Below are 23,567 nucleotides of genomic sequence, written 5' to 3' on the forward strand. Positions count from 1 at the left end.
GCGGATTGCCCCCGTTTCTACGTACGGTCAGAGGTTGAGCAGCTCGTGCACGCCGAGCACGACGTACATCAGCAGCGAGAGGCCGAGGATGGCGTTGACCACGAACCCGTTCCTGAAACCCTTCGGCACCCGCTTCGAGTTCATCAGCCACAGCAGCCCCGCCACCATCGCCGGCATGAACAGCGCGCCGAGCGCGGCGTAGATGAGCACCAGCAGGATCGGCTGGTCGAACAGCAGCATCAACAGTGGCGGGAAGCTCATCCACAGCAGGTAGCCGCGGAACGGCCAGGTGCGCTCTGCCTGGTCGTCGCGCTCCTGCTCCTTGCCCCTGAAGATGTTCACGATGTCGGAGAACACGTAGGCAAGCGCGTTGAACCCGCCCACCAGCGAGCTGAAGACGGCGGAGAAGAACCCGATGAGCAGCAGCCACTTGGCCAGCTCGCCGAACTGCGCCGCGAACGGGTCGGCCAGCGCCAGCAGGCCCTCCTCGTCCTCGATGCTGCGCTCGCTGCCCTGCAGGAACTCCGCCCCGACGATCATCATGGAGAGCATGAAGACGAACGTCATGACGTAGCCGATGACCAGGTCGAGCCGCATCGTGGAGACCCAGCTCGGCCCGGTCCAACCGCGGTCGCGCAGCCAGTAGCCGTACGAGAGCAGGCCGATAGACATGCCGACCCCGCCCATGACGCCGAGCACGTACAGCAGGCCGCCGTCCGGGATGGTCGGTTTGAAGCCGGCCGTCAACACGTCGAGGTCGGGCCTGGTGATGATCGCGGCACCGACGATCGAGACGAACATGACGGCGACGAAGAACGACATCACCTTCTGGAACACGCCGTAGCGACCGATCCAGAGGATCGCCAACCCCGCCACGATGCCGAGCACGGCGCCGAGCCGCACGGAGATCGCCGGGATCAACGCGTGCACGGCCAGCCCCGTTGCGGACGCGATGGCGGCGCCGTAGAAGAAGCCGATGAGGATGGAGTACGCACCGAAGTAGCCGGTAACCCACCGGCTGATCGAGTCGAAGCCACGCAGGGGCGTCTTCCCGGTGGCGAGGTACCAGCGGCCGATCGACTCGGTGCCGGCGAACTTCACCAGGGCGCCGATTATGACCGCCCAGGCGAGCGTGAGCCCGTAGGTGGCACCCAAGGTCAGTGACGAGACCATGTCGCCGGCGCCTACCCCGGCGGCGGCGATCGCGAGGCCCGGCCCGATGACGAGCAAGCCGCGGCGTACGCGCGATCCGCTTGGTGTGCGCTGTTCGCGTTCGACCTGCTCGTCGGCCATGCATCCCCTGTCCGAGGGGCACACCAATGGTGTGTTTGGCTTGTTGGTTGGACCAACTTGTCAGAAGTATCGTTGCTCGCGCAAGACTCGTCGCTGCGGGTGGTGGAGGGCATGACGGACTGGTCGAAGCTGACCCGGGACACGACAACGCTGTGCCAGCACCTGGCCACCGAGCTCGAGCTGATGATCATGCGGGGCGAGCTGCCGCGCGGCGAACGCATCCCGCCGGAACGCGAGCTGGCGGCCACGCTCGGCGTGTCGCGTACGTCCCTGCGGCAGGCTTTGCACGAGCTGCAGCTCAAGGGCCTGCTCGACCGCAGGCCGGGCCGCGGCACCATCGTCGTCGAGCGGCTGCCCTCCGGCCTGGGCGCGGCGCTGTCGTCCGCGCTCGGTGCCGCGGAGCACGACTTCCGCCAGGTGATGGACCTGCGTGCCACGGTCGAGCCGCAGGTCGCCGCCCGGGCGGCGGAGCGCGCCACCCGTCCTGACCTGCGCCGGCTGCGCGAGCTGCTGGCCGAGGCGGAGAGCGAGCCGGCCGCGAGCCGGCTGCTGGACCTGGAGTTCCACCGGGCCGTCGGGGACGCGGCGCACAACCCGCTGGTAGGCGAGCTGATGAACGTGGTCTGCGAATGGGGTAGGTCGTCACGGCGGCTGGGGCTGCAGGGGAAGCGGCGGCGCAACCTGTCGCTGACCGCGCACCGGGAGATCCTGGACGCCATCCAGGCGGGCACACCGGACGCCGCGGAGGCAGCGATGGCCGAGCATCTGCGCAGCATCGGCGAGCTGGTAGGCGCCGAGCTCGCTGACTCAGGGAAGTCGCCCGGTCGACGGACTGCCTGACCGCCGCTGCCGTGGGTGACGCACTAAGCTCGGTCGCTGGTCAGGACGTCATACGACCGGGTGTGGAGAGTAGACATCGAGGTGCCCAGCCAGACGAGTGAACGGGCCACTGCCAGGTCCGAGCTGCCTGGTCGACTCGGGCACCCGGCTCAGGTGATCGCCGGCGGGTTCGGCAGCGCCATCCTGCTCGGCACCGGCCTGCTGTCGCTGCCGTTCGCCACCGAGGCCGGCACCCGCGCACCTTTCGTCGACGCCCTGTTCACGTCGACCTCGGCGGTGTGCGTCACCGGCCTGGTCACCGTGGACACCAGTTCGCACTGGTCGCTGTCCGGCGAGATCGTCATCCTCGTGCTCATCCAGGCCGGCGGGCTCGGCATCATGACGCTGGCGACGTTGCTCGCCGTGGTGCTGGCGCGCCGGATCGACCTGCGCACCCGGCTGCGGGCGCAGGCGGAGACGAAGAGCCTCCGGCTGCAGGACATCCGCAGGGTCGTGCGCAACATCGTCGCGTTCAGCCTCGGCAGTGAGCTGGTCGTCGCGGTGATCCTCACTGCGAGGTTCGCGACCGCGTACGACCGGCCGTTCGGGGACGCCGCGTACAGCGGGGTGTTCCACGCCATCTCCGCGTTCAACAACGCCGGTTTCTCGCTGCACGCCGACAGCCTCATGAGGTACGTCGCCGACCCGTGGGTCACGGGCACCATCGCCGTCGCGTTCATCGTCGGCGGGCTCGGCTTCCCGGTCATCTTCGAGCTGGTGCGCTCGTGGCGGCGGCCGAGGCGCTGGTCCGTGCTGACCAAGCTCACCGTGGGGATCAGCGCGGCGCTGCTGGTGATCGGCACCGTGGTGATCACCATCAGCGAGTACAACAACCCGAAGACGCTGGGCCCGCTGAACGGCCCGGCGAAGCTGCTCGCCGGGTTCTTCGCGTCCGCTACGGCACGTACGGCCGGTTTCAACTCCATCGACGTCGCGGAGATGCACCCGGTGAGCTGGCTCTTCACCGACCTGCTGATGTTCATCGGCGGCGGCAGTGCGGGAACGGCGGGCGGCATAAAGGTGACGACCTTCGGGCTGCTCGCGTTCGTGATCTGGGCGGAGATGCGCGGCGAGTCACGGGTGAACGTCGGCAGGCGGCGAGTGCCGGAGACGAACCACAGGCAGGCGCTGACCATCGCGCTGCTCGGCATCGGCCTGGTCGCCGTGGTGACGTTCCTGCTGCTGGCACTGACTCCGTACCGTCTCGACCGCGTGTTGTTCGAGACCGTCTCCGCGTTCGGTACCGTCGGGCTGTCGACGGGCATCACCGCGGACCTGCCACGGGTGGCGCACGTCCTCATCACGGTGTTGATGTTCGTCGGCAGGCTGGGGCCGCTGACCCTCGCGTCCGCGCTCGCGCTGCGCGAGCGGCCGCGGCGTTACGAGCTGCCTGAGGAGCGAACGATCGTTGGCTGAGCCGCGGATGAGGAGGGACCCGGTCGTGGTCGTCGGCCTGGGTCGGTTCGGCAGCGCGCTCGCCGTCGAGCTGGCGCGCCGGGGCACGGAGGTGCTGGCACTTGACCAGCGGCCGGAGGTCGTACAGCGGATGGCTGAGCAACTCACCCACGTGGTGACGCTCGACTCGACCGACATCGAAGCACTGCGGCAGGTCGACGCAGCGGAGTACAACCGCGCCGTGGTGGCCATCGGCAGCGACATCGAGGCCAGCATCCTGACCACGTCGATGCTGGTCGAGCTGGAGATCGACCACATCTGGGCGAAGGCCATCACGCTCCAGCACGGCCGGATCCTCGAGCGGATCGGTGCCCACCACGTGGTGTTCCCCGAACACGACATGGGCGAACGGGTGGCGCACCTGGTGCACGCGCGCCTGCTCGACTACGTCGAGATCGGTGACAACTTCGCGATGGTCAAGGCGACCCCGCCGCAGGACCTGGTGGGCGTGCCGCTCGGCGAGGCCCGACTGCTGGCCAAGCACCGGGTGAAGGTGGTGGCCGTCAAGGCTGAGCACGACACCGACTTCGAGCACGCCACCGCGGACACCGTGGTCAAGTACGGTGATGTGATCGCCGCGGTGGGCAAGGTCGACGACGTGGAGCGCTTCGCCGCCGCCATCTGAACCTCACCGGGTGTCGTAGGGGCATGTGAGGGCTGTGTTTCACGCCCGTTACGTCGGATCACGTGGACGCAACACCTGCCGCCTAGCGTCGAGAGTCCTCGCCACATCCGGGAGGTCACTCGATGACTACTCAGGCACTGCCCACCCAGCAACGGCGGCGTGGCCGTGTGCTCGAGAACTGGAACCCCGAAGACCCGGACTTCTGGGCGCGCGAAGGCAGCAAAGTTGCGAACAGGAACCTGCTGGCGTCGATCTTCTCCGAGCACCTCGGCTTCTCCATCTGGACGCTGTGGTCGGTGCTCGTGCTGTTCATGACACCGGAGAACGGCTTCACCATCGATGTCGCAGCAAAGTTCCTGCTCACCTCGGTCATCGCGCTCGTGGGCGCCGTGATGCGGGTGCCGTACACGCTGGCCGTACCGAGGTTCGGCGGCCGCAACTGGACGGTCTCGAACACGTTCATCCTGCTCGTCCCGACGGCCGCCGCGGCGTACCTGATCACCCAGCCTGGCTCGCCGTACTGGGCGTTCCTCTTGGCAGGCATCGTCGCGGGCTTCGGCGGGGCGAACTTCTCGTCCTCCATGACGAACATCAACCAGTTCTTCCCAGAACGCCGCAAGGGCTGGGCGCTCGGCCTCAACGCAGGTGGCGGGAACATCGGGGTCGCGGCCATCCAGGTCGTCGGCCTGGTCGTCATCGCCGTCTTCGGTACGGCGCACCCGGAGTACCTGCCTTACTTCTACCTGCCGCTGGTGTTGCTCGCCGCGCTGGTGGCGATCCGTTACATGGACAACATCGCCGGTACGAAGGCGGACGCGCGCAAGCAGTTCGCGGTGATGAAGGACAAGCACAGCTGGGTGATGTCGTTCCTGTACATCGGTACGTTCGGCTCGTTCATCGGGTACAGCTTCGCGTTCGGGCTGGTGCTGCAGAACCAGTTCAACCGCACGCCGGTCGAGGCGATGGCCGTCACCTTCCTCGGCCCGCTGCTCGGTTCGCTGTCGCGCCCGGTCGGTGGCTGGCTGTCGGACAAGATCGGTGGCGCGAAGGTCACCTGCTGGAACTTCGGCGCCATGATCGCCGGCGTCGGCGTGATCCTGCTGGCGTCCGCGCAGGACTCCCTCGGCGTGTTCACCACCGGCTTCATCGTGCTGTTCGTGCTCACCGGCGTCGGCAACGGCTCGACGTACAAAATGATCCCTTCGATCTTCGCGGCGCAGGCCCAGGACCGGATCGCCGCGGGCAGTGACCCGGAGGACGCGCGAAAGTGGGCGCGGCTCAACTCCGGTTCGCTGATCGGTCTCTGCGGTGCGATCGGGGCCGTCGGCGGGGTGCTGATCAACCTGGCCTTCCGGCAGTCGTTCCTCAGCGTCGGCTCGGGCTCGCCCGCGTTCGTGGCCTTCCTCATCTTCTACGCGGTGTGTATGGTCACCACGTTCGCCGTCTACCTCAGGCGTCCGGCTTGAGCGGCGCGGTAGCTACGCACTGCCCGTACTGTGCGCTGCAGTGCGCGATGGCGCTCGGTCCGGTCAATGGCGATCGGGCCGAGTCCGCACGCCTGACGGTGACGCCGCTGGACTTCCCGACCAACCGCGGTGGGCTGTGCCAGAAGGGCTGGTCGGCGGCGGCGATGCTCACCGTGGCCGACCGGTTGAAGGCGCCGCTCGCCCGCGAGCACAGGTCCGCACCGCTGCGCCCGGTGAGCTGGACGCACGCGCTCGACCTGGTGGCGAACCGGCTCGCGGCGCTACGCGCCGAGCACGGGCCGGACGCCGTGGGGGTGTTCGGCGGCGGCGGCCTCACCAACGAGAAGGCGTACCAGCTCGGCAAGTTCGCGCGGGTCGCGCTTGGCACGTCGCAGATCGACTACAACGGACGGTTCTGCATGTCGTCGGCCGCCGCGGCCGGTATAGCGGCGTTCGGCCTGGACCGCGGGCTGCCGTTCCCCGTCACCGACCTGGACGTCGCGGACGTCGTACTGCTCGCCGGGACCAACCCGGCGGAGACCATGCCGCCGCTGATGGGGCACCTGCGTGCCGCCCGGCCGGTGGTCGTCGACCCGAGGCGCACGCGGACGGCCGAGCTGGCGCTCGCGGCCGGCGGGCTGCACCTGCAGCCGGTGCCGGGCACCGACCTCGCGCTCGCGCTGGGGCTGCTGCACGCCGTGGTGGCCGAGGGCCGGCACGACCGCGCCTACCTGGCCGAACGCACGACCGGGTTCGCGGACGCCTGGCAGCTGGCGGCGCAGTGGTGGCCGGAACGCGCGGAGCGGGTCACCGGGGTGGCCGCGCACGACATCCGCGAGGTCGCGCGGCTGCTCGCCGGCGCGGCGCGTGCGTACGTGCTCACCGGACGCGGCAGCGAGCAGCACGCGAACGGCACCGACACGGTGACCGGCTGGATCAACCTGGCGCTGGCCCTCGGCCTGCCAGGACGGGTCGGGTCCGGCTACGGCTGCCTCACCGGGCAGGGCAACGGGCAGGGCGGCAGGGAGCACGGGCAGAAGGCCGACCAGCTGCCCGGCTACCGCAAGATCGCCGACCCGCAGGCCCGCGAGCACGTCGCGGGCATCTGGGGCGTCGACCCCGCGACGCTGCCAGGACCCGGGCGCAGCGCGTACGAGCTGCTGCTCTCGCTCGGCCGCGCCGGCGGGCCGCGTGCGCTGCTGGTGTTCGGCTCCAACCCGGTGGTCTCCGCGCCTGACGCCACCGCGGTCGCCGAGCGGTTGGCCGCGCTCGACCTGCTGGTGGTGGCTGACTTCGTGCCGTCGGAGACGGCCGAGCTGGCCGACGTCGTGCTGCCGGTGACGCAGTGGGCGGAGGAGGACGGCACGATGACCAACCTGGAGGGCCGGGTGCTGCGCCGGCGGCGCGCGACCGCTCCGCCACCCGGCGTGCGCACGGACCTCGAGGTGTTGCACGAGCTGGCCGTACGCCTCGGGCAGCCGGCCGACCGGTTCCCCGCCGACCCGGAGACGGTCTTCGCCGAGCTCGGCGAGGCGTCCGCCGGTGGCGTCGCCGACTACTCCGGCGTCGACTACGCGCGGCTGGACGCGGGCGCCGCCGTGCACTGGCCGTGCGCCGACGAGGACGACACACCGCGGCTGTTCCTCGACGGTTTCGCGCACCAGGACGGGAGGGCGCGGCTGCTGCCCGTCGACCACTGCGACCCGGCGGAGACGCCGGACGCCGGCTACCCGCTGCGTGCCACCACCGGGCGGATCCTGCAGCACTACCAGTCGGGCGCGCAGACCCGCAGGGTCGCCGAGCTGACCGACGACGTCGACGAGTCGTTCGTCGAGGTGCACCCGGACACGGCGGCGCGTGCCGGCCTCGCCGACGGTGTCCGCGCGCACGTCGTCTCGCGGCGCGGCGCCGCCGTGGCTCGCGTGCGATGCGTGCCGCACCTGCGCCTTGACACGGTCTTCCTGCCCTTCCACTTCGGCGGCGAACAGGCGGCGAACGGCATCACGAACACCGCGCTCGACCCGACCAGCCGGATGCCGGAGTTCAAGGTGTGCGCGGTGCGACTGGAGGCAGTCCATGAGCAGTGATCCCCGACGGGTGGCCGTCGTTGGCTACGGCATGGCGGGCGCGCGGTTCGCCGAGGAGGTGCGCCGGCACGACCCGGACGCGCGCCGGGTGCAGCTGACCGTCTTCGGCGCAGAGCCGCACCGGGCGTACAACCGGGTGCTGCTTTCTGCGGCGCTCGCCGGTGGCCTGGACCCGGACGACCTCTACCTGCACGGGCCCGACTGGGCGCTGCGGCACCAGGTGGACGTGCGCTGCAACGTGGGCGTGCGCGCCGTAGAACCCGCGGGCCGGCACCTGGTGCTGGACGACGGCACGGTGGTCGGCTACGACGACCTGGTGCTCGCCACCGGCAGCCAGCCGTGGCTGCCGCCGGTCGACGGGCTCACCACGGCGTACGGCGAGCTGGCCGGCGGCGTCACCGCCTTCCGCGACCTGGACGACTGCCGCGCCTTGCGCGCCGCGGCCGGCCAGGGCCGGACGTACGCGGTGCTCGGAGGTGGGCTGCTCGGCCTCGAGGCCGCGCGCGGGTTGGCCGCAAGCGGCGCCGACGTGACGGTCGTGCACCCGGTCGGACACCTGATGGAACGCCAGCTCGACGTCACCGCAGGGCGGCTGCTGCACGACCAGCTCACCGGGCTCGGCGTGCAGGTGCGGCTGAGCGTCACGGCGACCGGATGGTTGCCCGGCCACGGCCTGGAGCTCTCCGACGGCAGCTGGCTGGGCGCCGACAGCGTGGTCGTGTCGGCGGGCGTGCGAGCCCGTACCAGCCTCGCGCGGCGGGCGCGGCTGGCCGTCGAGCGGGGCGTCGTGGTGGACGACCGGTTGACGACGTCCGACCCGCACATCCACGCGATCGGCGACTGCGCGCAGCACCGCGGCGAGACCGGCGCGCTCGTCCAGCCGGCGTGGGAGCAGGCTGCCGTGCTCGCCGCCAGGCTGACCGGCGCCGACCCGGCCGCTACGTACGAGGGCACGCCTGTCGTCACCCGGCTGAAGGCCAGCAACCTCGACCTCACCAGCCTCGGCGAGGCACACGCCGACAACGACGAGCACACCGAGGCCGTGCGGTTGGAGGACCCGCGGCGCGGGCGCTACGGCAAGCTCGTGCTGCGCGAGGACCGCGTCGTCGGCGCCATCATGCTCGGCCTGCCGGACGCCGCGGCGAACATCGTGCGGCTGTACGACGCCGGCGACCCGGCACCCGCCGACCGGATGGCGCTGTTGCTCGGCCGGGCGATGCCGGCCGAGGTGGCGCCCGCGCTGCCCGCGCCGAAAGAGGTGGTGTGCCACTGCAACACGGTCACCATGGGCCGGCTCACCGAGGCCTGGCAGGCCGGCGCGTGCACGACCGCCGACCTCACGACGGCGACCAGGGCGACCACCGGCTGCGGCGGCTGCCGCTCCCAGGTGGAGGCGATCACCGTCGCACTCGAGGAGGCCGAGCGGAAGGAGGCTGCCGCATGAAACAACTCGTTGTGATCGGGCAGGGGATGGTCGGCCACCGGTTGGTGGAGGCGCTGCGCGCACGGGACGAGGCGGGCAGCTGGCAGGTCACCGCGCTCGCCGAGGAGCCGCGCCCCGCGTACGACCGGGTGGCGCTGTCGTCGTACTTCGACGGCAAGAGCGAGACGGACCTGCGGCTGCCGGCGTTCGACCCGGCCGACCCGCTCGTCGGCCTGCGGCTCGGCGACCCGGCCACCGCCATCGACCGGGCGAACCGCACGGTGACGACGGCGTCGGGCGCCGTACACGGCTACGACGCGCTGGTGCTGGCCACCGGGTCGCGGCCGTTCGTACCGCCGGTGGACGGCGCGGACACCGAAGGGTGCTTCGTCTACCGCACCATCGACGACCTGGACGCCATCCAAGCCGCGGCCGACGGCGCGCGCCGCGGCGTGGTGGTCGGCGGCGGGCTGCTCGGCCTGGAGGCGGCGAACGCGCTGGTCGCGCTCGGCCTGGAGACGCACGTGGTGGAGTTCGCGTCGCGGCTGATGCCGATGCAGGTGGACGAGGGCGGCGGTGCGCTGCTCGGCCGGATAGTCACCGAGCTGGGCGTCACCGTGCACTGCGACCGCGCCGGCAAGGCGATCCAGCCCGGCGCGGACGGCCGGGTGCGGCAGCTCGTAATGTCCGACGGCACCGAGCTCTCCACCGACCTGGTCGTCTTCTCCGCCGGCGTGCGGCCGCGCGACGAGCTGGCCGCCGCGGCCGGTCTGCCGCTCGGTGACCGCGGCGGGGTCGTCGTCGACGGTGGCTGCGGCACTGCGGACCCGTCCATCTACGCGGTCGGCGAGTGCGCCGCCGTGGACGGCCGCACGTACGGTCTGGTCGCGCCCGGCTACGCGATGGCCGAGGTGGTCGTCGACCGGCTGCTCGGCGGCGCGGCCGAGTTCCCCGGCGCGGACACGGCCACCAAGCTCAAGCTGCTCGGCGTGGACGTGGCCAGCTTCGGCGACGCGCACGCACGCGAGCAGGACGCGCTCGAGGTCGTGCTGAACGACCCGGTGGCGGGTACGTACGCGAAGCTCGTGGTCTCCGACGACGCCCGTACGCTGCTCGGCGGCGTGCTGGTCGGGGACGCGTCGCAGTACGCGACGCTGCGGCCGCTTGTGGGTTCGGCGCTGCCTGCCGACCCGGCCGCGCTGATCGCCCCCGCCGGCGGCCAGCCCGCCGGCAGCGGCATCGCCGCGTTGCCGGACGAGGCCCAGATCTGCTCGTGCAACGCGGTGACCAAGGGAGACATCCTCACCGCCGTCGGCGAGCACGAGTGCACCGACGTGCCGTCGATCAAGGCCTGCACGCGCGCCGGCACCAGCTGCGGCAGCTGCGTCCCTGCGCTCGGCCAGCTGCTCGACCACGCGGGCGTCGAGACGTCCAGGGCGCTGTGTGAGCACTTCGACTACTCGCGGGCTGAGCTGTTCGAGATCGTCGCGGTCACCGGGCACACCACGTTCTCCGGGCTGGTCGAGGCGTACGGGCGGGGTCGCGGCTGCGACATCTGCAAGCCCGCCGTCGCGTCCATCCTCGCCTCGCAGGGCAACGGGCACATCCTCGCCGGCGAGCAGGCCGCGCTGCAGGACACCAACGACCACTTCCTCGCCAACCTGCAGCGCAACGGCACGTACTCGGTGGTGCCGCGAATACCGGGCGGCGAGATCAGGCCGGAGCAGCTCCTCGTGATCGCGCAGGTGGCGCAGGACTTCGGCCTGTACACGAAGATCACCGGCGGCCAGCGCATCGACATGTTCGGTGCGCGGGTGGAGCAGCTGCCGGAGATCTGGCGCCGGCTGGTGGACGCGGGCTTCGAGTCCGGGCACGCGTACGGCAAGGCGTTGCGAACGGTGAAGTCCTGCGTCGGCTCCACCTGGTGCAGGTACGGCGTGCAGGACTCCGTGACCATGGCCATCGACCTGGAGCTGCGCTACCGGGGCCTGCGCGCGCCGCACAAGATCAAGCTCGGTGTCTCCGGGTGTGCGCGGGAGTGCGCGGAGGCCCAGTCGAAGGACGTCGGCGTGATCGCCACCGAGAACGGCTGGAACCTGTACGTCGGCGGCAACGGCGGCTTCCGCCCCAGGCACGCCGACCTGTTCGCGCACGACCTCGACTACGAGACGCTGGTCACGTACATCGACCGCTTCCTCATGCTGTACGTCCGCACGGCCGACCGGCTGCAACGCACGGCGAGCTGGATCGAGCAGCTGGACGGCGGCCTCGACCACCTGCGGGCCGTGATCGTCGACGACAGCCTGGGCATATGTGCCGATCTGGACGCGGCCATGCAGCGCCACGTAGCCTCGTACGAAGACGAGTGGCGTGCGGTGCTTGACGACCCGGAGAAACTGACCCGGTTCGTGTCGTTCGTGAACGCGCCGCACGAGCCCGACCCGTCGATCGAGTTCAGCGTCGAACGCGACCAGCGCATTCCGACTCGCGTACCCGTGGACCTCGGCGTACCCGACGTACCTCGCGGATCTCAGCCGGTCTCTCCACGGAGGTGAACGACATGACGGTGATGATCGAACGGCGGCAGTGGACTACCGGCTGCGCGCTGACACAGCTGCAGCCGGAGCGCGGTGTCGCGGTGTTGCTGCCCGACGGCAGCCAGGCCGCGGTGTTCCGCACTCACGACGGCACCGTGTACGCCCTCGACAACGTCGACCCCGCGTGCGGGGCGGCGGTGCTGTCCCGCGGCATCGTCGGTGACCGCGGCGGCGTGCCGACGGTCACGTCGCCCATGCTCAAGCACGTGTACGAGCTGGCCAGCGGGCGTTGCCTCACCGACGACTCGCTGGCGGTGGACGTCGTTCCGGTCCGGGTGCGTGGCGACGAGGTGCAGGTGGCGTACGCTGGCGAGCGCGCTCTGCCGATGGCGGGATAGCCGATGACCGGACCCGCCAGACGAGGAGGCCCGTGATGACGAACCCTTCGGTATCCGTCGTCGAGCCGAGCGGTGCGGACGAGCCCGGGCCCGAACCGCTGGCCGGGTTCAGCGTCGGCGTGACCGCGGCGCGGCGCGCGGAGGAGCTCGGCAACCTGCTGGAGCGGCGCGGCGCGACCGTGCTGCACGCGCCGGCGATCCGGATCGTGCCGCTTGCCGACGACACCGAGCTGCTCGCTGCGATCCGCGCCGTCGTCGCCGAGCCGCCTGACGTCGTGGTCGCCTCCACCGGCATCGGGTTCCGCGGCTGGGTGGAGGCGGCGGACGCGTGGGGGCTCACCGAGCCGCTGCTCGACGCGCTGCGCAGCGCCACCGTGCTGACCCGTGGCCCGAAGGCGAAGGGGGCGGTACGGGCAGCCGGCATCACCGAGGCGTGGTCGCCGCCGTCCGAGTCGTCCACCGAGGTGCTCGACCACCTGCTCACCGACGGCGTGGACGGCAAGCGCATCGCCGTACAGCTGCACGGCGAGCCGCTGCCCGACTTCTGTGCTGCGCTGGAGCTGGCCGGCGCCGACGTCGTGACCGTCCCCGTATACCGCTGGGTCGGTCCGGTCGACACCGCGCCGCTTGACCGGATGGTGGACGCCGTGATCACCCGTGCGCTCGACGCCGTGACGTTCACCAGCGCGCCGGCGGCGGCGAGCCTGCTCGCGCACGCGGACGCCGGCGGATGCGGCGAGCTGATGGTCGGCGCGCTGCGGCACGACGTGCTGGCGATGTGCGTCGGCCCGGTGACCGCAGGACCGTTGGAGGCCCGCGACATCCCCACCGTCTGGCCCGCTCGGGCCCGCATCGGGGCGATGGTGCGCCGGCTGGCCGAGGAGCTACCGGCCCGCGCGCGGTCGTTGCCTGTGGCCGGCCACACGGTGGAGCTACGCGGGCGTGCGGTCGTGCTTGACGGTGAGCTGAAGCCGTTGGCGCCGGCGTCGATCGCGCTGCTGCGCGAGCTGGCCCGCCGCCCCGGCGAGGTGGTGTCGCGTGCACGGCTGTTGACCGCCCTGCCCGGCGGTGGCGACGACGAGCACGCGGTGGAGATGGCCGTCGCCAGGTTGCGCTCGTCGCTTGGCGTCTCCGGCCTCGTGCAGACGATCGTGAAGCGCGGTTACCGGCTCGCCCTCGAACCCGGCGACTGCGACGGCTGACCGCCGCCTCAACCGGGGAAGGCGATGGCGCGGGCCGGGTTGGTGACGGTGATCGCGGCGATCCCCGCGTCGTCGATCCCCTTCCGCCGCATCAGCGGCACCACGTGGTCGAGGATGTGCGCGAACCCCTCACCGCCGTACGTCGTCATGTTCGACTTGTGGCAGATGTCCTGCGACACGAGCACCCGGTCGCCGTGGCCGTGCGCGACCAGGTCGACGATGTAGTCGACCCGGGTGGCGTCGTTGGGCATGTCGATCGGCGCGAGCGCGTAGTAGCTCGACTCCTGCCCGAACAGGTCGAACGCGACGTAGCAGCCGCGGTCGGCGATGGCTCTGATGTCCGCGGTGGAGAAGACCGTGCGCTCGATGTGGCTCATGATCACCCGCGCCTGGTCGACGCCCTCCGCGGCGACGACGTCCAGCGCCTCGAGCGGTGACCGCGGGTCGCGACCTGGGTGGATCATCAGCGCCGCGCCGGTCTCGCGCTGTGCCGCGCACGCGGCACGCAGCACCTTCGCCTCGTCCGCGTGCAACGGATGGCTGAGCCCGATCTCGCCGATCACGCCGGACCGGATCCCCGTGTCGCCGACGCCGGTGCGTACGTCCGCGACGATCTCCGCGGTGAGCTCGTACTGCGTCGCCGTCGCGACGTCGGCAGGGTGGTAGTCGCGGAAGTAGAAGCCGGCGCCCATCACCACGTGCACGCCGCTGCGCCGGGCGATGTCCGCCAGCCCGTGCGGGTCGCGGCCGAGCCCGATGCTGGTGGCGTCCACGATCGTGCCGCCGCCTGCGGCTACGTACCTGGCCAGCTCCTCGACCGCCACGTCCCGGTCGAACAGCTGCAGGTCGGCGGAGGTATGGTGCCGCCGCACGTAGTAGTAGTTCTCCAACGTGATGGGCGCTTCGTCCAGCGCCCGCTCGGACGCCGTCGCGCGCTTGCTCCGCGGCCGGCGCAGGTCGATGAGCAGGTGCTCGTGCGGCTGGGTGTGGCCGAGCGCATCTGGGTCGACGTCGCCGAGAACGGTGCGGACGATGGGCTGCGGCACAGGACCATCCCTATGACGGCCGGCCACCTGTGGTCAAGATCCGCGTACCGTGAGGCCGGTGAAGATGGCGGTACCCGAGGGTTCGCCGTACGGGCTCGACAACCTGCCGTACGGCGTGTTCGCGCCGCCTGGCGGCGCGCCGCGGGTGGGCGTACGGGTCGCGGACTCGGTGGTCGACCTCGCGGCCACGCTCGGCGACGACGTCTTCGCGCAGCCGTCGCTGAACCCGTTCCTGGCGCAGGGCAGGGCGCGCTGGCTGGAGGTGCGGCGACGCGTCACCGACCTGGTCGCCGGCGAGCTGCCCGGCGGCGCGGTGCACCCGGTGGCCGGCGTGACGCTCCAGCTGCCGTTCGAGGTGGCCGACTTCGTGGACTTCTACGCCTCCGAGCACCACGCCGCCAACCTCGGCCGGCTGTTCCGCCCGGACTCCCCGCCGCTGCTGCCGAACTGGAAGCACCTGCCGGTCGGCTACCACGGCCGGGCCGGCACCGTCGTCGTCTCCGGCACGGACATCGCCAGGCCGTCCGGGCAGTGCAAGGCGCCGGACGAGAACGCGCCCAGCTACGGCCCGAGCCGGCGGCTGGACGTCGAGGCGGAGCTCGGCTTCGTCGTCGGCGTCGGTTCGTCGCTCGGCACCCCCGTCCGCTGCGCCGACTTCGCCGAGCACGTGTTCGGGGCGGTGCTGGTCAACGACTGGTCCGCGCGCGACATCCAGGCCTGGGAGTACGTGCCGCTCGGCCCGTTCCTCGGCAAGAGCTTCGCCACCTCGATCTCGCCTTGGGTGGTGCCGCTCGACGCGCTGGCCGCCGCCAGGATCGCGCGGCCGCCGCAGCAGCCGGAGCCGCTGCCGTACCTGCGTGAGGATCCGTGGGGTCTGGACGTCGACTTCCTGGTCGAGTGGAACGGCACGCAGGTCAGCCGGCCGCCGTACCGCGAGATGTACTGGTCGCCTGCTCAGATGCTCGCGCACCTGACGGTGGGCGGCGCGTCCACCCGAACCGGCGACCTGTACGCGTCCGGCACGGTCTCGGGTGCGCGGCGTGACCAGGCCGGTGCGTTCGTCGAGCTCACCTGGGGTGGCACGGAGCCGGTGACGGTCGCCGGCGAGCGGCGTACGTTCCTCGAGGACGGCGACGAGGTGGTCATCTCCGCCACCGCGCCTGCGGCCGGCGGTGGCCGGCTCGGGCTCGGCGAAGTACGTGGCCGGATCGTCCCCGCACGATAGCCTGCCCCACATGGCCACCGGCGACCTTGACACGGCGACGCTGCGCGACTTCCTGGCCGACCGCCGGCCGGAGCTGGCCGACGGGCCGCTCACCGCCGAGCTGATCACCGGGGGCAAGTCCAACCTGACGTACGTCGTCACCGACGGCAGCCGGCGCTGGATCCTGCGGCGGCCACCGCTCGGGCACGTGCTCGCCACCGCGCACGACATGGCCCGCGAGTACCGGGTGCTCGCCGCCCTTGCCGGCACCGCCGTACCGGTACCCGAGGTGCTGCTGCTCAACGACGACGCGGAGCCGCTCGGTGCGCCGTTCTACCTGATGAGCGAGGTGCGCGGCACCGTATACCGCAGTGCAGCGGAGACCGACCAGCTCGGCGCCGAGCGTGCCAGGGCGCTGTCGTTCCAGCTCGTCGACGTGCTCGCCGACCTGCACGTCATCGACCCTGCGAGCGTGGGGCTGGCCGACTTCGGCCGGCCGGACGGTTTCCTCGAACGGCAGGTGCGGCGGTGGCGCATGCAGCTGGACGCGTCGCGCAGCCGGGAGCTGCCCGAGCTGGACGAGCTGCACGGCCTGCTCGCCGGGTCGGTGCCGGCCACCGGGCGGCACTCGATCGTGCACGGCGACTACCGGCTGGACAACACCATCGTGGACGACGAGGACCGGATCGCCGCGGTCGTCGACTGGGAGATGGCCACGCTCGGTGACCCGCTCGCCGACCTCGGCCTGCTGTGCGTCTACTGGGACGCCTACGAGGAGGTGCCGCACAGTCCGCTGCAGGGCGGCATCACCAGGGAGGCTGGCTTCCCCGCTGCGCACGAGCTGGTGGATCGGTACGCCGTACGCAGCGGCGCCGACCTCGCCGACTGGCCCTGGTACCTGGCGTTCGGGCACTTCAAGCTCGCGGTGATCGCCGAGGGCATCCACTACCGCGACCTGCAGGGCAAGACCGTAGGCGCCGGGTTCGACCGGATGGGCGATGCGGTGCTACCGCTCGCCAGGTACGGGCTCACCGCGCTCACCGCTACGCCGTAGGAGGCACCGGATGGACTTCGGGTACGACGACCGTACCGAGGAGCTGCGCGGCAAGCTCGAAGCGTTCATGACCGAACGCGTCTATCCGGCCGAGTCGGTCTTCGCCGAACAGGTGGCTGCCGCGGGTGACAGGTGGCGGCGCCCGCCGGTCGTCGAGGAGCTGAAGGCCGAGGCCCGCAGCCGCGGGCTGTGGAACCTTTTCTACCCCGGCCCCGAGGGCGCCGGGCTCACCAGCCTGCAGTACGCGCCGCTGGCGGAGATCACCGGCCGCAGTCCGCACCTCGCGCCCGAGGCGCTCAACTGCAGTGCCCCGGACACCGGCAACATGGAGCTGCTGCACGACTTCGGCTCGGCGGAGCAGCAGGAGAAGTGGCTCGCCCCGCTGCTTGCCGGCGAGATCCGGTCCGCGTTCTGCATGACCGAGCCGGACGTCGCCTCGTCGGACGCGACCAACATCGCCAGCACGATCGAGCGCGACGGCGGCGAGTACGTCGTCACCGGGCACAAGTGGTGGTCGACGGGCGCGATGGCGCCGGACTGCCAGGTGTTCATCGTGATGGGCCGCACCGACCCGGACGCGGAGAAGCACCGGCAGCAGAGCATGGTGCTCGTGCCACGCGACACCGCGGGCGTGAACGTCGTACGCGGCATGGAGGTGTTCGGCTACGACGACGGCCCGCACGGCGGGCACGCGGAGATCGTGTTCGACCGTGCCAGGGTGCCGGCCGCCAACCTGATCGGCGGCGAGGGTGACGGGTTCGCCGTCGCGCAGGCGCGCCTCGGGCCCGGCCGCATCCACCACTGCATGCGCGCGCTCGGCATGGCCGAGCGCGCCGTCGAGCTGATGTGCCTGCGGGTCACCTCGCGCAAGGCGTTCGGCCGGCCGCTGGCCGACCAGGGGGTCGTGCAGGAGTGGATCGCCGAGGCCAGGGTGCGGATCGAACAGCTGCGGCTGCTGGTGCTGAAGACCGCGTGGCTGATGGACACCGTGGGCAACAAGGGCGCGCACACGGAGATCCAGGCAATCAAGATCGCCACCCCTTCGGCCGTGGAGTGGGTGCTCGACAAGGCGATCCAGGCGCACGGCGCCGGCGGCCTGTCGCAGGACTTCCTGCTCGCGCAGCTGTGGGCGGGCGTACGTACGCTCCGCATCGTGGACGGCCCGGACGAGGTGCACCGGCGGTCGCTCGCCCGCAGGGAGCTGCGCAAGTACGCGCAGGAGTCGCGATGACCGAGGAAGAGGTGCTGGCCAGGGTCGACGCCTTCCTCGCCGAGCACCCACCGAACGGCACCGAGCCGCTCCCCTTCCTGCGCGCACGCTTCGACGCCGGCCTGGCGTGGGTGCACTACCCCGTCGGGCTGGGTGGCCTCGGTGCGCCGCGGTCCTGGCAGGCGCAGGTGGACGCGCGGTTCACTGCGGCCGGTGCGCCGTCCAACCGGCCGGAGCGCAACGTCATCGGGCTCGGCATGGCCGCGCCGACGATCGCCGCGCACGGTACGGAGGAGCAGCAGGCGCGCTGGCTGCGCCCGTTGTGGACCGGCGAGGAGGTGTGGTGCCAGCTGTTCAGCGAGCCGGGTGCCGGTTCCGACCTGGCCGCGCTCGCCACCCGCGCCGCCCGCGACGGTGACGGCTGGGTCGTCGACGGGCAGAAGGTCTGGACGTCCTCCGCCCACTTCGCCCGGTGGGCGCTGCTCGTCGCCCGTACCGACCCGGACGTACCGAAGCACCAGGGCATCACGTACTTCGTCTGCGACATGACGGCGCCAGGGGTGGAGGTGCGCCCGCTGCGGCAGGCGACCGGTGAGGCCGAGTTCAACGAGGTGTTCCTCACCGGCGTCCGGATCCCCGACGCGCAGCGGCTCGGCGACATCGGTGCCGGCTGGCAGATCGCCCGTACGACGCTGATGAACGAACGGATCGCGATCGGCGGCGTGCGCGAGCGGGAGCAGGGCATGATCGGCCGGCTCACCGAGACCTGGCGCAACCGGCCGGAGCTGCGCAGCCGCGCGCTGCACGACCAGGTGCTGCAGTGCTGGGTGGCCGCGGAGGTCTCCAGGCTTGCCGGGGAGCGGCTGCGCAGGCAGCTGGCCGCCGGCGCACCCGGCCCTGAGGGCTCGGCGGCGAAGCTCGTGCTCGCGGAGCTGAACCAGCAGATCTCGAGCGTCGAGCTGGAGCTGCTCGGCGAGGAGGGCCTGCGCTACGACGAGTGGACCATGGGCCGGCCGGACCGCCTCGACTTCACCGCGCGCACCCCCGGCTACCGCTACCTGCGCGCGAGGGGCAACTCGATCGAAGGCGGCACTTCGGAGATCCTCCGCAACGTGGTCGCGGAGCGGGTGCTCGGCCTACCCACCGAGCCACGGGTCGACACCGACCGCGCGTGGAAGGACCTGCCCCGATGACAGTGCACCCCGTCGACCTTCCCCGCTCCGCTCCTCGCTCACTCGCGCTGATCGCGTCGCTTGCGCGGCACATGCTCGCTACGATGCTCACGGGGAAGGTCTCCTCATGACCGATCCGTGCGCCCGGCTGCGCTACACAGCCGACGAGGACGCGCTGCGCGCGAGCGTGCGTACGTTGCTCGCCGAGCGCAGCCCGCACGACGCCGTGCTCGCCCGGCTGGAGGCCGACGAGCCGTACGACGTCGAGCTCTGGCGGGCACTGGCGCGGCAGGTCGGCGTCGGCGGGCTGCCCATCCCCGAGTCGTACGGTGGCGCCGGCGCTGGCTGGTGCGAGTCCGCCGTGGTGGCGGAGGAGCTCGGCGCCTGCGTGGCACCGACGCCGTTCCTCGGCAGCGCCGTGCTCGCGACGGCGGCACTGCTCGACCTGGACGGACCGGCCGAGCTGCTCGGCGCGCTCGCGTCCGGCGACCGGGTCGCGACGCTGGCGGTGCCGGCGGGCACGATGCCGGACGCAGCGTTCCCCGGCTCCGTGCGTGCGCGTACCGGTCCCGTGCTCGACGGCCAGATGTCCTCGGTCGTCGACGTGCCGACGGCCGACGTCGTGCTGGTGCCGGCGACCGGCGTCGACGGGCCCGCCCTGTACGCGGTCGACGCCGCGGCCGTCGGTGCCGAGCGGGTGGTCTCGCTCGACCTCACCCGGCCGCTGACCGACCTGACGCTCACCGGGGCACCGGCCCGGCTGCTCGCGGCCGGCGGTGCCGCGGAGCGCGCGGTGTCCGCGGCGACCGCCGCGGGCGCGGCGGTGCTCGCCTCCGAGCAGGTCGGGTTGGCCCAGCGCTGCGTGGACGCGACGGTCGAGTACGCCAAGCAGCGGATGCAGTTCGGCCGCCCGGTGGGCTCCTTCCAGGCGGTCAAGCACCGGCTGGCGGACGTCTGGGTCGCGGTGACGCAGGCCAGGGCGGCGGCCCGCTACGCCGCCGCGTGCTGCGCGGCCGGCGACCCGGACACGGCGACGGCCGTCGCGCTGGCCCGGTCGTACTGCTCGGAGACGGCCGTGACGGCGGCGGAGGAGTGCCTGCAGCTGCACGGCGGGATCGGCTTCACCTGGGAGCACCCGGCCCACCTCTGGCTGAAGCGCGCCAAGGCCGACGCGCTGCTCCTCGGCGCCCCGCACCTGCATCGTACGGCCCTCGCCTCGCTGATCGACCTACCCGGGTAAGGAGCTCGCCACCCATGCCTGACGGTCAACGTCGCGTCGCCATCGTCACCGGTGCCAGCCGTGGCATCGGCCTGAGCATCGCGCGCACCCTCGTCGAGCGCGGGTACCGCGTCTGCATCACCGGGCGCAACGCCGGGCCGCTGGACGAGGCGGTCGCGTCGCTCGGCGGCGCGGAGCACGCGCTCGGGGTGCCGGGCAAGGCACACGACCCGGCGCACCAGGACGCCACGGTCGACGCGGTGCTCGGGGCGTTCGGCCGCATCGACGTCCTGGTCAACAATGCGGGCATCAACCCGGTGTACGGCCCGATGCTGGAGCTCGACCTGGACGCGGCGCGGAAGATCCTCGAGGTGAACGTGCTCGCGGCCATCGGTTGGACGCAGCGCGTCCACAAGGCGTCGCTCGCCGAACGCGGCGGCGCGGTCGTGAACATCGCCTCCGCCGGTGGGATGCGGGCCGCGCCCGGCATCGGGTTCTACGGCACGACGAAGGCGGCGCTGATACACGTGACGATGGAGCTTGCGGTGGAGCTGGCGCCGAAGGTGCGGGTGAACGCCGTCGCCCCCGCGGTGGTGAAGACCAAGTTCGCGACCGCGTTGTACGAGGGCAGGGAGGAACAGCTCGTCGCTGGCTACCCGATGGCCAGGCTCGGCGTGCCCGAGGACGTGGCCGGTGCCGTCGCTTTCCTCGCCTCGGACGAGGCCGCCTGGATCACCGGCCAGACCCTCGTCATCGACGGCGGCGCCACCCTGACCGGCGACGTCGTCTGACCCCCGCTCAGTCCTGGTCGAGGCGCGCGGCCGCGGTGACCAGGCGAGCCTGATGGCTTCGGTGGACAGGTCACCGCGGTGAGCCCCTCGTTGAGCAGCCGGAGGAAAATCCAGGTTCGACGTCGGTCGGCCTCAGAACAGCTTCGTGATGATCTGCGCAAGCGCGTCCGTCACGTGGTGGTGCGCGACGGCCTTGGCGCGTTCGGCGTCGCGCTGCCGAAGCGCGTCGACGAGCTCGCCGTGCTGCCTGGACGACTCGGCCAGCTCCTCCTGCGAGTACATGGCCGCGACCTGGCGGTTGAAGTAGTAGAGCTGGTTCTGCTCGACCTGGTTGCGCAGCCTGCTGTTGCCGGATGCCTGCACGATCAGGCCGTGGAAGCGGTTGTTGATCTCGACGCGCTCGTCCCGCGCGACGGTGTGGAACCTGGTGGCCGCCGGCTCGATCTCGTCGATGCCGGCCATCAGCTCCTCGGTCATCCGCTGGCACGCCAGCGCGGCCGCCTCACCTTCGAGCGCGGCGCGCACCTCGTAGATCTCGCGCACCTCGTCGGCGGAGAACTCGTAGACCACCCAGCGACGCCGTTGCGAGACGACCATGCCGTCGGTCGCCAACCGCTGCAGGCTCTCGCGGACGGGCGTGCGCGAGACCTTCAACCGTTCCGCGACGTCGGCCTCGACGATCGGCTGGTTCGGCCGGAGCACTCCGGTGACGATCTCGTGCCGCAGCTGTTGGTACACCTGCGTCACCAGACGGTCCATCGTCGGCATCAGTACACGGGCCGTCCGCCGCCGCGCTCGATGGCCTGGCGCCAGAACGGGACCGGCGGCAGGTGGTCGATCATGTGCGGCACCTGGACGTCCAGGTAGATCGGCGCCCGCGCCTGTGCGAACCGTTCGAGCGCGTCCTCGAGCTCGGTGGCGGTGGTGACCCGCCTGCCCTCCACCCCGCACGCGTCCGCCACGGCGGGCGCGTCGATCGGCCCCGGGTCGACGCTGAAGTAGCGCTGCCCCGAGTAGAGGTGCTGCAGCATCTTTATCCAGCCGAGGCTGTCGTTGGTGAACTGCACGAAGCAGACCGGCAGCGCGAGCCTGGCGATCGTCTCCAGCTCCAGGCCGGCCATCGCGAAGCTGCCGTCCGCGGTGAACGCGACGACCGGCCGCCGTGGTTCGCCGAGCGCGGCACCGACTGTCGCGGGAACCGCCCACCCCATCGGTCCGTGACCGCGCGGCACGAGCACCGTGCGCCCGGCCGTGTGGCACTCCCAGTACGACGCGACGTTCGGCGTCGGCGTGCCTGGGTCGGCGAGCACCGTGACCGCGTCGCCGAGCACGTCGGCCACCGCACGGATGACGTCCCGCGGCAGCAGCTGGCCGGACGGCAGCTCCGGCCGCTCTTCCTCGGCTCGCCACGCCGCGCGGTCGTCGGCCACCCGCCGCCGTACGTCTGCGTCGGTCCGTCCGCCGGCGTTGCGCACGCGTTCACCGAGCTCGCCGAGCACGACGGCGGCGTCGCCGACGAGCCGGCGGCTGCCCGGGTAGTTGGCGCCGGCACGGCGCGGGTCGATGTCGAGGTGCACGATGTTCGCCTCACCGCGCGCCGGCGTGGTGTAGCTGTTGGTGTCGGTGGCGTTCGCCCTGGTACCGACGAAGAGCACCGTGTCTGCGGTGGCGAGATATTCGTTCACGTACGGCCGGCCGCCGTTGTTGCCCGCGACCCCGAGACTCAAGTCGGACGTCTCGGCGATCGCGCCCTTGCCGTGGATGGTGGTCGCCACCGGACACGCCGCCGCTTCGGCGAGCTGCCCCAGCTCCGCCCACGCGCTGGAGTGGTGCACGCCTGAACCTGCCACGATCGCCGGTCGCTGTGCGGCGAGCAGCAGCTCGGCGGTCGCGTCCAGCTCGGCGGCACCGACCGTGGGCCGCGGCCTGAGGTCTCCCGCCGCGAGCCCGGTGAGCTCGGCCGGGAGCTTGCCGACCACAACCTCCTCGTCGAGCACGTCCTCGGGCAGCACCAGGGCCACCGGCCCCGGCCGTCCGGTCAGCGCGTGGCTCAGCGCCTCGGCGACCAGGCCGGGGATGTCGCCGGCACGCTCGACGCTGACCCGCCACTTGGTCACCGCGGCGAACAGCGACAGCTGGTCGATCTCGGTCAGCGCGCCGGATCCCCGGCTGGCGCTGTGGATGTCCGAGCTGAGGAGCAGCAGCGGGATCGCCGACGAGTACGCCTCACCGAGACCGCCGACGGCGTACGTGCAACCGCCGCCGCTGCTCACCTCGAGCACGCCGACGCGGTTGGTCGTCCTGGCGTACGCGTCCGCCATGATCGACGCGTGCCGCTCGTCGCGGGTGAGTACGTGCCTGATCCCGTCGCGTCGCCCGTGCAGCGCGTCGTAGAGCACGACCCCGGTGTCGCCCGGCAGCCCGAACAGCACCTCCACGCCGGCCTCGACGAGGCTCGTCACCAAGACGTCCGCGCCCCGTACCACCTGCTCCTCCTGCATGTGTG

The 23,567-nt window shown here is 71.7% G+C and carries 19 protein-coding genes; 15 read left to right on the forward strand and 4 right to left on the reverse strand.

Annotation, left to right across the window (positions count from 1 at the left end; all coding sequences use genetic code 11):
- Nucleotides 1-27 precede the first annotated feature (27 nt).
- Nucleotides 28-1,293 carry a divalent metal cation transporter gene (locus GEV07_03180; protein MQA01757.1) on the reverse strand — a complete coding sequence of 422 codons (1,266 nt, stop codon included), beginning with the start codon at nucleotides 1,291-1,293 and terminating at the stop codon, nucleotides 28-30.
- Nucleotides 1,294-1,404: 111 nt separating this feature from the next.
- Between GEV07_03180 and GEV07_03185 the strand changes: the two genes are divergently transcribed.
- From GEV07_03185 to GEV07_03225, 9 genes are all read left to right on the forward strand, one after another.
- Complete coding sequence (locus tag GEV07_03185; protein MQA01758.1) at nucleotides 1,405-2,133, forward strand: FCD domain-containing protein; 729 nt, start codon at nucleotides 1,405-1,407, stop codon at nucleotides 2,131-2,133.
- Nucleotides 2,134-2,286: 153 nt separating this feature from the next.
- Entirely contained in the window at nucleotides 2,287-3,588 is a 1,302-nt protein-coding gene (locus GEV07_03190; protein MQA01759.1) for a TrkH family potassium uptake protein, read from the forward strand.
- A 7-nt stretch (nucleotides 3,589-3,595) separates the two neighbouring features.
- Nucleotides 3,596-4,252 (forward strand): TrkA family potassium uptake protein, encoded by a 657-nt coding sequence (locus GEV07_03195; protein ID MQA01760.1) that lies wholly within the window; start codon nucleotides 3,596-3,598, stop codon nucleotides 4,250-4,252.
- Between the two features lie 122 nt (nucleotides 4,253-4,374).
- Nucleotides 4,375-5,718, forward strand: coding sequence for an MFS transporter (locus GEV07_03200; protein ID MQA01761.1), 1,344 nt, complete (start codon nucleotides 4,375-4,377; stop codon nucleotides 5,716-5,718).
- A gap of 47 nt (nucleotides 5,719-5,765) precedes the next feature.
- Complete coding sequence (locus tag GEV07_03205; GenBank protein ID MQA01762.1) at nucleotides 5,766-7,805, forward strand: molybdopterin-dependent oxidoreductase; 2,040 nt, start codon at nucleotides 5,766-5,768, stop codon at nucleotides 7,803-7,805.
- Entirely contained in the window at nucleotides 7,795-9,249 is a 1,455-nt protein-coding gene (locus GEV07_03210) for an NAD(P)/FAD-dependent oxidoreductase (protein MQA01763.1), read from the forward strand. Before GEV07_03205 ends, GEV07_03210 begins: the two co-directional genes overlap by 11 nt.
- Complete coding sequence (gene nirB / locus GEV07_03215; protein MQA01764.1) at nucleotides 9,246-11,783, forward strand: nitrite reductase large subunit; 2,538 nt, start codon at nucleotides 9,246-9,248, stop codon at nucleotides 11,781-11,783. Before GEV07_03210 ends, nirB begins: the two co-directional genes overlap by 4 nt.
- A 5-nt stretch (nucleotides 11,784-11,788) precedes the next feature.
- On the forward strand, nucleotides 11,789-12,163 hold the full coding sequence (nirD, locus tag GEV07_03220) for a nitrite reductase small subunit NirD (GenBank protein MQA01765.1): 375 nt from the start codon (nucleotides 11,789-11,791) through the stop codon (nucleotides 12,161-12,163).
- A 35-nt stretch (nucleotides 12,164-12,198) separates the two neighbouring features.
- Nucleotides 12,199-13,365: a uroporphyrinogen-III synthase gene (locus GEV07_03225; GenBank protein MQA01766.1), complete on the forward strand. Its 1,167-nt coding sequence runs from the start codon at nucleotides 12,199-12,201 to the stop codon at nucleotides 13,363-13,365.
- Between the two features lie 8 nt (nucleotides 13,366-13,373).
- On the opposite strand, the gene GEV07_03230 is transcribed toward GEV07_03225, so the two are convergent.
- Nucleotides 13,374-14,438, reverse strand: a complete 1,065-nt coding sequence (locus GEV07_03230) for an aryldialkylphosphatase (protein ID MQA01767.1) — start codon at nucleotides 14,436-14,438, stop codon at nucleotides 13,374-13,376.
- A 37-nt stretch (nucleotides 14,439-14,475) separates the two neighbouring features.
- Between GEV07_03230 and fahA the strand changes: the two genes are divergently transcribed.
- From fahA to GEV07_03260, 6 genes are all read left to right on the forward strand, one after another.
- Nucleotides 14,476-15,636 carry a fumarylacetoacetase gene (gene fahA, locus GEV07_03235; GenBank protein MQA01768.1) on the forward strand — a complete coding sequence of 387 codons (1,161 nt, stop codon included), beginning with the start codon at nucleotides 14,476-14,478 and terminating at the stop codon, nucleotides 15,634-15,636.
- Between the two features lie 10 nt (nucleotides 15,637-15,646).
- Nucleotides 15,647-16,669, forward strand: coding sequence for a phosphotransferase (locus GEV07_03240; GenBank protein MQA01769.1), 1,023 nt, complete (start codon nucleotides 15,647-15,649; stop codon nucleotides 16,667-16,669).
- 10 nt (nucleotides 16,670-16,679) lie between these two features.
- Nucleotides 16,680-17,900, forward strand: coding sequence for an acyl-CoA dehydrogenase (locus GEV07_03245; protein ID MQA01770.1), 1,221 nt, complete (start codon nucleotides 16,680-16,682; stop codon nucleotides 17,898-17,900).
- Entirely contained in the window at nucleotides 17,897-19,072 is a 1,176-nt protein-coding gene (locus tag GEV07_03250; GenBank protein ID MQA01771.1) for an acyl-CoA dehydrogenase, read from the forward strand. Before GEV07_03245 ends, GEV07_03250 begins: the two co-directional genes overlap by 4 nt.
- A 106-nt stretch (nucleotides 19,073-19,178) precedes the next feature.
- Entirely contained in the window at nucleotides 19,179-20,291 is a 1,113-nt protein-coding gene (locus GEV07_03255; protein MQA01772.1) for an acyl-CoA dehydrogenase, read from the forward strand.
- 14 nt (nucleotides 20,292-20,305) lie between these two features.
- Nucleotides 20,306-21,061 (forward strand): glucose 1-dehydrogenase, encoded by a 756-nt coding sequence (locus tag GEV07_03260; GenBank protein ID MQA01773.1) that lies wholly within the window; start codon nucleotides 20,306-20,308, stop codon nucleotides 21,059-21,061.
- 132 nt (nucleotides 21,062-21,193) lie between these two features.
- Here GEV07_03260 and GEV07_03265 read toward each other — a convergent pair whose 3' ends face one another.
- Nucleotides 21,194-21,829, reverse strand: coding sequence for an FCD domain-containing protein (locus GEV07_03265; GenBank protein ID MQA01774.1), 636 nt, complete (start codon nucleotides 21,827-21,829; stop codon nucleotides 21,194-21,196).
- Nucleotides 21,829-23,562 (reverse strand): thiamine pyrophosphate-binding protein, encoded by a 1,734-nt coding sequence (locus GEV07_03270; protein ID MQA01775.1) that lies wholly within the window; start codon nucleotides 23,560-23,562, stop codon nucleotides 21,829-21,831. The genes GEV07_03265 and GEV07_03270 overlap by 1 nt, the downstream gene beginning before the upstream one ends.
- Between the last annotated feature and the right edge of the window lie 5 nt (nucleotides 23,563-23,567).

Source organism: Streptosporangiales bacterium (assembly GCA_009379825.1).
Lineage (GTDB): Bacteria > Actinomycetota > Actinomycetes > Streptosporangiales > WHST01 > WHST01.

What these genes read in the sequence shown, in the direction of transcription:
- GEV07_03180 (MQA01757.1), bottom strand. Translation starts at nt 1,293, where the DNA reads ATGGCCGACGAGCAGGTCGAACGCGAACAGCGCACACCAAGCGGATCG.
- GEV07_03185 (MQA01758.1), top strand. Translation starts at nt 1,405, where the DNA reads ATGACGGACTGGTCGAAGCTGACCCGGGACACGACAACGCTGTGCCAG.
- GEV07_03195 (MQA01760.1), top strand. Translation starts at nt 3,596, where the DNA reads ATGAGGAGGGACCCGGTCGTGGTCGTCGGCCTGGGTCGGTTCGGCAGC.
- GEV07_03200 (MQA01761.1), top strand. Translation starts at nt 4,375, where the DNA reads ATGACTACTCAGGCACTGCCCACCCAGCAACGGCGGCGTGGCCGTGTG.
- GEV07_03205 (MQA01762.1), top strand. Translation starts at nt 5,766, where the DNA reads ATGGCGCTCGGTCCGGTCAATGGCGATCGGGCCGAGTCCGCACGCCTG.
- GEV07_03210 (MQA01763.1), top strand. Translation starts at nt 7,795, where the DNA reads ATGAGCAGTGATCCCCGACGGGTGGCCGTCGTTGGCTACGGCATGGCG.
- nirB (MQA01764.1), top strand. Translation starts at nt 9,246, where the DNA reads ATGAAACAACTCGTTGTGATCGGGCAGGGGATGGTCGGCCACCGGTTG.
- nirD (MQA01765.1), top strand. Translation starts at nt 11,789, where the DNA reads ATGACGGTGATGATCGAACGGCGGCAGTGGACTACCGGCTGCGCGCTG.
- GEV07_03225 (MQA01766.1), top strand. Translation starts at nt 12,199, where the DNA reads ATGACGAACCCTTCGGTATCCGTCGTCGAGCCGAGCGGTGCGGACGAG.
- fahA (MQA01768.1), top strand. Translation starts at nt 14,476, where the DNA reads ATGGCGGTACCCGAGGGTTCGCCGTACGGGCTCGACAACCTGCCGTAC.
- GEV07_03240 (MQA01769.1), top strand. Translation starts at nt 15,647, where the DNA reads ATGGCCACCGGCGACCTTGACACGGCGACGCTGCGCGACTTCCTGGCC.
- GEV07_03245 (MQA01770.1), top strand. Translation starts at nt 16,680, where the DNA reads ATGGACTTCGGGTACGACGACCGTACCGAGGAGCTGCGCGGCAAGCTC.
- GEV07_03250 (MQA01771.1), top strand. Translation starts at nt 17,897, where the DNA reads ATGACCGAGGAAGAGGTGCTGGCCAGGGTCGACGCCTTCCTCGCCGAG.
- GEV07_03255 (MQA01772.1), top strand. Translation starts at nt 19,179, where the DNA reads ATGACCGATCCGTGCGCCCGGCTGCGCTACACAGCCGACGAGGACGCG.
- GEV07_03260 (MQA01773.1), top strand. Translation starts at nt 20,306, where the DNA reads ATGCCTGACGGTCAACGTCGCGTCGCCATCGTCACCGGTGCCAGCCGT.
- GEV07_03265 (MQA01774.1), bottom strand. Translation starts at nt 21,829, where the DNA reads ATGCCGACGATGGACCGTCTGGTGACGCAGGTGTACCAACAGCTGCGG.
- GEV07_03270 (MQA01775.1), bottom strand. Translation starts at nt 23,562, where the DNA reads ATGCAGGAGGAGCAGGTGGTACGGGGCGCGGACGTCTTGGTGACGAGC.